This is a genomic window from Sutcliffiella halmapala (genome assembly GCF_050107295.1).
GTDB classification, from domain to species: Bacteria; Bacillota; Bacilli; order Bacillales; family Bacillaceae_I; genus Sutcliffiella_A; species Sutcliffiella_A halmapala_A.
Map to the genome: position 1 here is coordinate 123,069 of NZ_JBNIKR010000013.1, position 11,826 is coordinate 134,894.

Genomic DNA, 11,826 nt, shown 5'->3' on the forward strand with positions numbered 1-11,826 from the left:
AGGCGTTCGCTTTCCGCGGGCGGTCCGGGAGCCTCCTCGGCATACGCCTGCGGGGTCTCCCATAGACACGCTTCTCCCGCAGGAGTCTCACGCCTTCCTCTCCAATCACCAGGGGGCGAACATAAATAATCATTTGCTATTCTCGATTCTAACCGAAATATCTGAATTATAGCTAGAATAATTTCGTTTATTTCTATTAAGAAAAAGGACAAAACTATTAGTTAGGTTTGGATTATTATCAAATCATTCTAATCTTAAACAAAACTAGCTCCTAAATTCGTAAGATCGTGGGTAAATCTGGTTAGAATTTTTATAAATCAACCAAATCAGAGCTACATTACGAAAGGAACTAGTCATTAAGAAGGATGTCACAAAAAGTATAGCTTTAGACACATCAAAAGAAAAACTGCATTTACTGTTGCAAACGAGTAAAAAAGCGGAATCTTACAAGCTACAAAGATTTCATACAAGAAAGGAAACTTTGTAAAAAAATATCGTATTTAAATCGCCAGCAGTTGATTGGAGCAATAGGCGAAGACTCCTGCGGTAGCGTTTAGTGGAGACCCCGCAGGCGAAAGCCGAGGAGGCTTTACAAACGCCCCGCGGAAAGCGCAGCCTATTGCGGAAATCAACTGCGGTGTTTAACGCCCCCAAAAAAATTTCCCTAATAAACAGCTACCACTAAATTTCTCCCTCTGCATACAACATTTTTCCAACCTGTGAATAACTTTTTTCGAGTTTTTTCGTCATCCACAACAGTTATCGACAAGGTTTACACAGTATCTTGTGTTGTGGAAAACTTTTCTCCACAAGATGTGTCGATTGTGGATAATCAGAAAAAGACGTTGCAACAAAAGGTTTTATTTGATATTATTATTGTGTTTTCACTCTTAATAATTATTAACATAAAAAAGTTATCAACAGATTGTGGATAAGATGTGGACAGTTATTCAAGGTTGTGTGTAAATATTTGTCCACAGAACGGTTTTTTTGTCGAAAACTACTTTTCTACTATATTATATGTTATGCACAGTATACGAATGAATAAACATACAACGGGTGTTTTTCTCAAGAAGGTTTGTTAAACAAAACTTGTACAGATAAGCACCTTATTTATTTGGGATGAAAATCTGGCAAGTAGGTTGCAGAACTGCAGCCTGGCTTACTCTACCTTGAATGAGCGCTGAAATGATGGATTCATCCAGCGGAATACAGGAAACATCTATGGTGAAAATTATATAGAGATAAAGGGAAAGGGGGATACACGTTGAAAAATATATCGGATTTGTGGGAGAAGGCTCTCAAAGAAATTGAGAAGAAAATCAGCAAGCCAAGCTTTGAAACATGGCTGAAGTCTACGAAGGCTCATTCTCTCAAAGGGGACAACCTCGTCATTACAGCTCCAAACGAGTTTGCCCGTGACTGGCTGGAGTCCAGATATTCCAACCTGATCGGAGAAACCATCACAGATATAACCGGGGAAGAACTGACAATCAAATTTATCATTCCCCAAAATCAATCGGACGAGGATCTTGAAATCAAAACTCCTCCGGCCAAGATGAAAAAGGACGAGGATCCGATTGATATTCCACAGAATATGCTTAACCCGAAATATACGTTTGACACTTTTGTTATCGGTTCGGGCAACAGATTTGCCCATGCCGCTTCATTAGCAGTGGCGGAAGCGCCTGCCAAAGCCTATAATCCCTTGTTTATTTATGGGGGAGTTGGACTTGGTAAAACCCACTTAATGCACGCCATCGGTCATTATGTAATCGAACATAACCCTGGTGCGAAGGTGGTATACTTGTCCTCCGAGAAATTCACAAACGAGTTCATCAATTCAATCCGGGACAATAAAGCCGTTGATTTCCGCAATAAATATCGCAGTGTCGATGTGCTATTAATCGATGATATTCAATTCCTTGCCGGAAAAGAACAGACACAAGAGGAATTCTTCCATACTTTTAATACGCTTCATGAGGAAAGCAAACAGATTGTCATCTCGAGTGACCGGCCTCCAAAGGAGATCCCGACACTCGAGGACAGGCTGCGTTCCCGTTTTGAATGGGGATTGATTACTGATATTACTCCACCGGACCTGGAAACGCGTATTGCCATCCTTCGAAAAAAAGCGAAAGCGGAAGGATTGGACATTCCGAATGAAGTCATGCTTTATATTGCGAATCAAATTGATTCCAATATCCGTGAACTAGAGGGAGCACTTATTCGCGTTGTCGCATATTCCTCTTTGATCAATAAGGATATTAATGCCGATCTTGCTGCGGAAGCCTTGAAGGATATCATTCCTAGCTCCAAACCAAGGGTGGTAACCATTCATGATATCCAGCGGACTGTCGGAGAGGAATATAATGTGAAGCTTGAGGATTTCAAAGCGAAGAAGCGTACGAAATCTGTTGCTTTTCCTAGGCAGATTGCCATGTACCTCTCACGTGAGCTTACTGATTTCTCCCTTCCTAAGATCGGGGAGGAGTTTGGCGGCCGCGATCATACGACAGTTATTCATGCTCATGAAAAGATCTCGAATCTTGTTCAAACAGATACATTATTGCAAAAACAGATCCAATCCATTGCCGAGCAATTAAAGAACTAAAAGAATGAACCGTGGATTGTGTGTATAACTCATACGTGGTTAACAACAGTTTGTCCACATGTGAATAACTGATGTTTCATCAAGAAATGCCACTTATCCACAAATTCACAGGCCCTACTAGTACTTCTACTATTTTTTTATTAATAAATATATATAAAAAGACCTGCAATTAGAGGAGGATAACGATGAAATTTATTATCCAACGAGACAAGTTGGTTCAAAGTGTACAAGACGTGCTAAAAGCTGTTTCATCACGTACAACGATTCCCATTCTTACTGGTATTAAAATTGTCGCAACAGAAGAGGGAGTAACCCTGACAGGAAGCGATTCCGATATTTCCATCGAATCATTCATCCCAAGTGAAGAGGATGGAACTGAAAATGTAGAAGTGAAAGCTTCTGGAAGTGTAGTCCTGCAAGCGCGTTTCTTTAGTGAAATCATCAAGAAATTACCGATGGATACAGTGGAACTTGAAGTTCAGAACCAATTTGTCACAACGATTAGATCAGGTAAATCCGAATTCAATCTAAACGGCCAAGATGCAGCAGAATACCCTCATCTTCCTCAAATTGAAGAAGACAGCGTATTTAAGCTCCCTACCGATCTGTTGAAAAATATTATTCGACAAACGGTTTTTGCGGTGTCCACCTCAGAAACACGCCCTATCTTGACAGGTGTAAACTGGAAGCTTGAAAACCATGAGTTGACCTGTATTGCAACAGATAGTCATCGATTGGCATTGCGTAAGGCAAAAATCGATGCAGAAAACAATCTGGCTTGTAATGTAGTGATTCCAGGTAAAAGCTTGAATGAATTAAATAAGATCCTTGATGATACAAATGAACAGCTCGATATCGTCATTACAGATAACCAAGTCTTGTTCAAAGCTAAAAACATCCTATTTTTCTCTCGTTTACTTGATGGGAACTATCCGGATACATCCCGTCTGATACCGGCAGAAAGCAAAACGGATATCACAGTTTCTACAAAAGAGTTCCTTCAAGCCATCGATCGTGCATCCTTGCTTGCGAGAGAGGGAAGAAACAATGTTGTAAAACTCGCTACCCTTGAACAGAGCGCTTTGGAGATCTCCTCCAATTCCCCTGAAGTTGGGAAGGTAGTTGAGCAGGTACAAGGTAACTCCGTTGAGGGAGAAGAATTAAAAATCTCCTTTAGTGCAAAATATATGATGGATGCGTTAAAAGCCCTGGAAGGAAATGAAATACAAATCAATTTCACAGGTGCTATGCGACCATTCCTGATCAGAACGATGCATGATGATTCCATGCTGCAATTGATCCTGCCGGTCAGAACATATTAATCCATTGATTTTAGAAAGCTACTTGCGTCAAAGCGCGGTAGCTTTCTTTTCTATAGTCCCAAGTTTTAGTACAATAAGAGAAAGACTAAACGAAAGTGAGCGCAAAATGATGAAGGAAATAGAAATTTCTACAGAGATAATTACGCTCGGTCAGTTCTTGAAGCTAGCCGATGTCATTCAGTCAGGTGGAATGGCAAAATGGTTCCTCCAGGAGCACGAGGTAAAAGTGAACGGTGAACCTGACGATAGAAGAGGAAGAAAATTAAGAGATCAGGATATAGTGGAAATCGACGGCTTCGGAAGCTTTGTCATTATTTCGTCCTAAGATGGTGAAAAATATTGTATATTGAAGAGTTGTCCTTAAGACACTATCGAAATTATCAAAGATTGGATGCTGTGTTTGAAAATGGTGTAAATGTAATTCTGGGTGAGAATGCCCAAGGAAAGACAAACGTAATGGAATCCATCTATGTACTGGCCATGGCAAAGTCGCATCGTACCTCCAACGATAAAGATCTTATCAGTTGGGATGAAGAGTATGCTAAAATAGAAGGCAGGATACATAAAAGAAATGGACCGTTACCATTACAGCTTGTCATTTCCAAAAAAGGGAAAAAGGCAAAAAGCAATCATCTGGAACAATCGAAACTGAGTCAATATATCGGGAATATGAATATTGTCATGTTTGCGCCTGAGGACCTGACCCTTGTAAAGGGGAGTCCACAGGTAAGACGTAGGTTCATCGATATGGAGCTTGGCCAGGTTTCCCCAATCTATATGCATGATCTGGCACGCTATCAAAAGGTTTTACAGCAGAGAAACCATTATTTGAAGCAGCTGCAGACCAGAAAGCAAAAAGACGAGACCATGCTTTTTGTTTTGACGGAACAGATGGTGGAGCTTGCAGCGAAAGTGACGATCAAGCGTCTGGAATTTATTCAGTTACTGCAAAAATGGGCACAGCCTATACATAGCAGCATCAGCAGAGGGTTGGAGGAATTGACTATTATTTACAAACCCTCTATTGATCATGTATCAGAAAGCTTAAATTTGTCGAAAATGATAGAAGCATATAACGAAAAATTTGATAAAATAAAAGATAGAGAAATTGAAAGAGGCGTCACGTTGTTTGGACCACATCGGGATGACCTGATCTTTCATGTGAACGGAAAAGAAGTGCAGACTTTCGGGTCGCAAGGACAACAACGGACAACAGCCCTTTCTTTAAAGTTGGCAGAAATTGACCTCATCTATTCCGTAGTGGGGGAATATCCTATTCTACTGTTGGATGATGTGTTATCAGAATTAGATGATTATAGACAATCCCACTTGTTGAACACGATCCAGGGAAAAGTGCAGACCTTCGTGACGACGACAAGTGTGGATGGAATAGACCATAAAACACTGAAACAAGCAGCAACCTATGAGGTAGTCTCTGGTTCTTTAAAGAAATTGAACTGAGGTGAAGGAAGTGTACTTGCATATTGGGGAAGAGGTTATGGTACGCGCATCCAATATTATTGCAATCTTGGACAGGCGTCTGTTGAAAACGGATTGGCAGAGTTCATTGCCGGCAGTGGCGGCCCAATCCATCAAGAATATCAGCAAACACGATGTAAAATCAGTAGTTATCACAGAAGAGATAATTTATCTATCTCCTCTAGCCTCTACAACCTTAAAGAAAAGAATGGACACTTCCTTGGAAGAGTTATTTCTTAAAATATAGCGTGTTAGCCTAAGGGGTCATACTCTCAGATGCGCGATGCTCGGATTGAAATAAAAAGTGAAGGTGATAGATATGGCGATGGACCAAAAAGAAATGCAAGAAAATACGTATGATGAGAGTCAGATACAGGTACTTGAAGGATTGGAAGCTGTTCGGAAAAGACCTGGTATGTATATCGGTTCTACAAGCGCAAAAGGGTTACACCATCTCGTATGGGAAATTGTCGACAACAGTATTGATGAAGCCCTGGCTGGATACTGTTCCGAAATCAATGTCATTGTGGAAAAGGACAACAGCATCACTGTAAAGGATAACGGACGGGGAATCCCTGTTGGAATCCATGAAAAGATGGGACGACCTGCAGTTGAGGTCATCATGACCGTTCTTCATGCCGGAGGGAAATTCGGAGGTGGAGGCTACAAAGTTTCCGGAGGACTGCATGGTGTAGGTGCTTCTGTTGTAAATGCACTTTCTTCTGATCTGGAAATCTACGTCCACCGTGATGGCAGCATCCATTATCAGCAGTTTAAAAAAGGTGTTCCTCAGGAAGATCTGAAAATCATCGGGGAGACAGAGGTTACCGGTACGATTATTCATTTTATCCCGGATTCGGAGATTTTCACAGAAACGCTTGAATATGACTACGATACACTTGCACACCGTCTTCGTGAGCTTGCATTCCTTAATAGAGGAATACGTATCACGATTGAGGATAAGAGAGTCGAAGAAGGCAAAAAGAATGAATACTACTATGAGGGCGGAATCGCATCATATGTAGAGCATTTAAACCGTACCAAAGAAGTTATCCATGAAGAAGTGGTGTTTGTGGAAGGGGAAAAGGACGGAATCTCCATCGAGGTTGCCCTTCAGTACAATGAAAGCTACACAAGCAACCTTTACTCATTTGCCAACAACATCAATACCTATGAGGGCGGAACGCATGAATCAGGGTTTAAAACCGCTCTTACACGAGTAATCAACGACTATGCGCGTAAACATAATATCTTTAAAGATGCAGACTCAAACCTCACCGGTGAGGATGTTCGTGAAGGGCTGACTGCCATCGTTTCCATCAAACATCCAGATCCACAATTTGAAGGCCAAACGAAAACCAAGCTAGGCAACAGTGAAGCACGTACCGTTACGGACTCTGTTTTCACCGAGAAATTCGAAGGCTTCTTATTGGAGAACCCTTCTGCTGCGAGAAAGATCGTGGATAAAGGGTTGATGGCTTCCCGAGCAAGAATGGCTGCAAAAAAAGCGAGAGAGCTTACAAGAAGAAAAAGCGCATTGGAAATCTCCAGCTTACCAGGAAAATTGGCGGACTGTTCCTCCAAAGATCCAGCTATCAGCGAAATATATGTGGTAGAGGGTGACTCGGCCGGTGGATCTGCCAAACAGGGGCGTGACCGTCATTTCCAGGCAATCCTGCCTTTACGTGGGAAAATCATAAACGTGGAAAAAGCGAGACTGGACAAAATTTTATCCAACAATGAGATCCGCGCGATTATCACTGCGCTTGGAACCGGAATTGGCGAAGATTTTGACATCTCAAAGGCAAGATACCATAAGATTGTCATTATGACAGATGCGGATGTCGATGGTGCGCATATCCGCACCCTCTTACTGACATTCTTCTACCGTTACATGCGCCAAATCATTGAGCATGGATATATCTATATCGCCCAGCCGCCACTGTATAAAGTGCAGCAGGGTAAAAAGATTGAATATGCCTATAATGACAGACAGCTTGAAGAGGTTCTGGCTACCATGTCGGAAAACCCGAAACCAGGAATCCAGCGCTATAAGGGTCTTGGAGAGATGAATCCGGAGCAGTTATGGGAAACCACGATGGATCCGGTAACAAGAACATTGCTTCAGGTCAGCTTGCAAGATGCCATTGAAGCGGATGAAACATTCGAAATCCTGATGGGTGATAAAGTGGAGCCGAGAAGAAACTTTATCCAGGATAATGCCCGTTACGTGAAAAACCTGGATATTTAAGGACCGTTCCATTTATCCATACGAGAAGACAAGATATTAGCAGGATAGGATGCCTATCCTGCCTGTTACATAGAGCGAATTCGGTGTGAAACTGAATTTCGCAAGGAGGTTCATATATATGTCTCAAGTTAAAGAAATTAATATCAGTCAGGAAATGAAAACGTCCTTTCTCGATTACGCAATGAGCGTTATCGTGTCCCGCGCCCTTCCTGATGTTCGTGACGGCTTGAAGCCTGTTCATCGACGCATTCTTTATGCAATGAACGATTTGGGAATGACAGCGGATAAAGCCTATAAGAAATCCGCACGTATCGTAGGGGAAGTAATAGGGAAGTACCATCCTCATGGTGACTCTGCTGTGTATGACACGATGGTACGTATGGCCCAGGATTTCAACTTCCGTTACATGCTGATCGATGGTCACGGAAACTTTGGATCGGTCGACGGTGATGCAGCTGCGGCAATGCGTTATACAGAGGCAAGAATGTCCAAAATTGCCATGGAAATTCTGCGTGATATCAATAAAGATACCATCGACTATCAAGATAACTATGACGGTTCGGAAAGAGAGCCGATTGTTCTTCCGGCAAGATTCCCCAACCTTTTGGTGAACGGTGCGTCGGGTATCGCCGTTGGGATGGCAACTAATATTCCGCCACATCAACTTGGTGAAATCATTGACGGAGTTCTGGCTGTAAGTAGAGATCCCGAAATTACAATTCCGGAGTTGATGGAAATCATCCCTGGTCCGGATTTCCCGACCGCTGGACAAATCCTTGGCAGAAGCGGGATTCGCCGTGCCTACGAAACAGGACGAGGCTCCATTACGATTCGTGCAAAAGTTGAAATCGAAACAAAGCCGAATGGAAGAGAAGTAATCCTTGTTCATGAATTGCCGTATCAAGTAAACAAAGCCAGGCTGATTGAAAAGATTGCGGATCTTGTTCGTGATAAAAAGATTGAAGGTATTTCCGATCTTCGTGATGAATCAGACCGTAATGGTATGCGTATCGTCATGGAAGTGAAGAAGGATGCCAATGCGAACGTCCTTTTGAATAACCTATACAAACAAACGTCACTGCAGACGAGCTTTGGTATCAACATGCTGGCTCTTGTTAATGGAGAACCGAAAGTATTGAACCTGAAGCAGTGCTTGTACCACTATCTGGAGCATCAAAAAGTAGTCATCAAGCGCAGAACAGCATTTGAACTTCGTAAAGCGGAAGCTCGTGCTCATATCCTCGAGGGGCTGCGTATTGCACTCGACCACTTGGATGCGGTCATTACCTTGATCAGAAGCTCCCAGACAGCTGATATTGCACGTGAAGGCTTAATGACGGAATTCTCCTTATCGGAAAAACAAGCCCAGGCTATTCTGGATATGCGTCTACAGCGCCTAACCGGTTTGGAGCGTGAAAAAATCGAAGAAGAGTACCAAGGTCTTATGCAGTTGATTGCGGAATTGAAAGCAATCCTTGCTGACGAAGAGAAAGTATTGGAGATAATCCGTGAAGAGCTAACAGAGGTTAAAGAGCGCTTTAATGATAATCGTCGAACTGAAATCATGGTTGGCGGACTCGAGGCAATTGAGGATGAGGATCTTATCCCTCGCCAGAATGTTGTCATTACCTTAACTCATAATGGCTATATCAAGCGTCTCCCACTTTCCACTTACCGCAGTCAGCGAAGAGGTGGCCGTGGAATTCAGGGTATGGGAACAAACGAAAACGACTTTGTGGAACATCTGTTAACAACGTCCACGCATGATACGCTTTTATTCTTTACCAATAAAGGAAAAGTATACCGTGCCAAAGGGTATGAAATTCCGGAATATAGCCGTACAGCAAAAGGTATCCCGATCATTAACCTTCTTGAAGTCGAAAAAGGTGAATGGATCAATGCCATTATTCCTGTAGAAGAGTTTGTAGATGATTGGTACCTCTTCTTTACTACGAAGCACGGGATTTCCAAGCGTTCCCCGTTATCTCAATTTGCAAATATCCGTAAAGGCGGTCTGATTGCCCTTGGCCTGCGTGATAACGATGAATTGATTAGCGTAAAAATGACGGATGGTACGAAGGAAATGATTATTGGAACGAAAAAAGGAATGCTCATTCGTTTCCATGAAACCGATGTTCGTTCCATGGGTAGAACGGCAACCGGTGTTAAAGGAATCACCATTTCCGATGACGATGAAGTGGTTGGAATGGAACTGCTTGAGGAAAACCTCGATGTATTGGTGGTTACGAAAAAGGGTTATGGAAAACGAACTTCTGCAGAAGAATACCGTATCCAAAGCCGTGGCGGTAAAGGAATTAAAACTTGCAACATAACTGATCGCAATGGTGAATTGGTAGCAGTAAAAACAGTTACTACCGATGAGGACCTTATGCTTATCACTGCAAGCGGCGTACTCATACGCATGTCTGTAGATGGAATTTCTCAGATGGGCCGTAATACGCAAGGTGTCAAATTGATCCGTTTGGCTGAGAACGAATTTGTTACGACTGTAGCGAGAGTGGATAAAGAAGAAGAAGGTCCGGACGAACTGGAATTGGAAGATTCCAATCTCGAAGAAGGAATTTCTGATGAAGAGGTCGAAGAATAAGAAGTGCAAATAGACTAATCCAAAGAGGAACACGTCATGTGTTCCTCTTTGTGTATAAAGAGTTAAGGAGAGGAAAGCGTGTATGTTAGTGAAAACTGAACAATTGGTGGAAGGGTGTATTTTAGCGAAGGAAGTAAAATCTCTGACGACTAAACCAATTATGACAAAACGAACAGTTCTTACAAGTCAACATATCGAAATCTTGGAGCTTTTTTTAATAGATGAAGTCGAGATCGAAGCATTCCTTTCAAATGGACAGCCATTCAACCCTCAGCTATTACCTGTTCGCGAGGAAAAGCCGAAAGAGGATTCCTTCCTGCAGATGTACTTCAAGGCAACACAAAGCTATAAGCGTCTGTATCAAACCTGGCAATCAGGTGCACCTATCGATTACGCAGAGGTTCGAAAGGCCATTATTCCAATGATTGAAAAATCCTTGGTCTTTCCACAAGAGGTGTTCTCGGTCTACCATTACACCAATGAGGAAGAATACGTCTTTCACCACTCGGTTGCGGTGGCTATCATCGCGGCTTCCATTGCAAAATCCATGGGCTTCAAAAAGAAGGATATCATTCAGGTAGGCATTGCAGGTTTTCTGATGGATTGCGGAATGTCCAGGATCGACCAGAAAATCTTGAAAAATGTAGCCGTATTAAAGAAAGAAGAGTTTGACCAGATAAAAGAACACCCGATTTTCAGTTATCAGATGGTAAGCAAGCAACCTGTCATTCAAGATGAAATCAAGCTCGCTGTGCTGCAACATCATGAACGTTATGATAAAAGCGGCTATCCCTTTGGTCTATCTGAGGATAAAATACACGATTATACAAAAATACTGGCAGTTGCCGATGTTTTTCACGCTATGACCTCTCCAAGAAAGTATCGAAGCAAGCAGTCACCGTTCAAAGTGATCGAGCAACTGAAGCACGAAACTTTCGGAAAGTATGATCTGGCTGTCGTTCAAGCACTGACAAACAGTGTATGCAGAATCAGCGTAGGCGCAAAATTGAGACTATCAAACCGAAAAATTGTGAATGTGGTATTCATTGATCCAGCGACCCCAACAAGGCCGATGGTAAGAATAGAAGACAGCGACCAATTTATCTCCTTGAATCAGGAACTGGACCTTTTTGTAGAAGAGATTATCAAATAGGGAAAGCTTCTTTTAAAGACATTTAAATATTGATATGGTCACGCGGGCGCCTAGCAACGTGACCATTTTTTAATCTTTGAAAATAATTTAATCATATATTAAAAAAGTAATTGCATCGGGACAAACCCCGTGCTATAATCAATCAAGTCAGCAACACAAGCAATTGTGAATAACATTCTTCAAAAAAAGAATTTCAAAAAAATGTTGACTTAAAATAATAATTTGTGTTATATTAAAGGGGTCGCTTTTAACAAAGCTTCTACCGAAAGAGCTCTTTGAAAACTAAACAAAACAACAGCGTCCACGTTAATCTTATAGGGATTAACAAAGAACGAAAAAGTAACATAAGCTAGTCAACATTTGAGCATAAGCTCAAACTCTTTATTGGAGAGTTTGATC

Annotated in this window: 8 protein-coding genes; all 8 read left to right on the plus strand. The window is 42.0% G+C overall.

Annotated features, from left to right (window positions below; all coding sequences use genetic code 11):
• The first annotated feature begins 1,267 nt into the window (after positions 1 to 1,267).
• Positions 1,268 to 2,614, plus strand: a complete 1,347-nt coding sequence (gene dnaA / locus ACQCT5_RS19290; RefSeq protein ID WP_499644274.1) for a chromosomal replication initiator protein DnaA — start codon at positions 1,268 to 1,270, stop codon at positions 2,612 to 2,614.
• A gap of 185 nt (positions 2,615 to 2,799) precedes the next feature.
• Positions 2,800 to 3,936, plus strand: a complete 1,137-nt coding sequence (gene dnaN / locus ACQCT5_RS19295) for a DNA polymerase III subunit beta (protein WP_417898430.1) — start codon at positions 2,800 to 2,802, stop codon at positions 3,934 to 3,936.
• Between the two features lie 106 nt (positions 3,937 to 4,042).
• Positions 4,043 to 4,261: a ribosome maturation protein RlbA gene (gene rlbA, locus ACQCT5_RS19300; protein WP_499644276.1), complete on the plus strand. Its 219-nt coding sequence runs from the start codon at positions 4,043 to 4,045 to the stop codon at positions 4,259 to 4,261.
• A 14-nt stretch (positions 4,262 to 4,275) separates the two neighbouring features.
• On the plus strand, positions 4,276 to 5,397 hold the full coding sequence (gene recF / locus ACQCT5_RS19305) for a DNA replication/repair protein RecF (protein WP_499644278.1): 1,122 nt from the start codon (positions 4,276 to 4,278) through the stop codon (positions 5,395 to 5,397).
• A 10-nt stretch (positions 5,398 to 5,407) separates the two neighbouring features.
• A complete protein-coding gene (remB, locus tag ACQCT5_RS19310; RefSeq protein WP_499644280.1) occupies positions 5,408 to 5,662 on the plus strand; it encodes an extracellular matrix regulator RemB in 255 nt (84 codons plus the stop codon).
• 78 nt (positions 5,663 to 5,740) lie between these two features.
• Positions 5,741 to 7,666 carry a DNA topoisomerase (ATP-hydrolyzing) subunit B gene (gene gyrB / locus ACQCT5_RS19315; RefSeq protein ID WP_499644305.1) on the plus strand — a complete coding sequence of 642 codons (1,926 nt, stop codon included), beginning with the start codon at positions 5,741 to 5,743 and terminating at the stop codon, positions 7,664 to 7,666.
• A gap of 118 nt (positions 7,667 to 7,784) precedes the next feature.
• Positions 7,785 to 10,274 carry a DNA gyrase subunit A gene (gene gyrA / locus ACQCT5_RS19320; RefSeq protein WP_499644282.1) on the plus strand — a complete coding sequence of 830 codons (2,490 nt, stop codon included), beginning with the start codon at positions 7,785 to 7,787 and terminating at the stop codon, positions 10,272 to 10,274.
• Between the two features lie 82 nt (positions 10,275 to 10,356).
• Positions 10,357 to 11,427 carry an HD-GYP domain-containing protein gene (locus ACQCT5_RS19325; protein WP_499644284.1) on the plus strand — a complete coding sequence of 357 codons (1,071 nt, stop codon included), beginning with the start codon at positions 10,357 to 10,359 and terminating at the stop codon, positions 11,425 to 11,427.
• The last annotated feature ends 399 nt before the right edge of the window (positions 11,428 to 11,826 follow it).

Bases quoted from the DNA above. Each gene is read 5' to 3' on its own strand.
- dnaN (WP_417898430.1), top strand. From the start codon at position 2,800: ATGAAATTTATTATCCAACGAGACAAGTTGGTTCAAAGTGTACAAGAC.
- gyrA (WP_499644282.1), top strand. From the start codon at position 7,785: ATGTCTCAAGTTAAAGAAATTAATATCAGTCAGGAAATGAAAACGTCC.
- ACQCT5_RS19325 (WP_499644284.1), top strand. From the start codon at position 10,357: ATGTTAGTGAAAACTGAACAATTGGTGGAAGGGTGTATTTTAGCGAAG.
- gyrB (WP_499644305.1), top strand. From the start codon at position 5,741: ATGGACCAAAAAGAAATGCAAGAAAATACGTATGATGAGAGTCAGATA.
- rlbA (WP_499644276.1), top strand. From the start codon at position 4,043: ATGATGAAGGAAATAGAAATTTCTACAGAGATAATTACGCTCGGTCAG.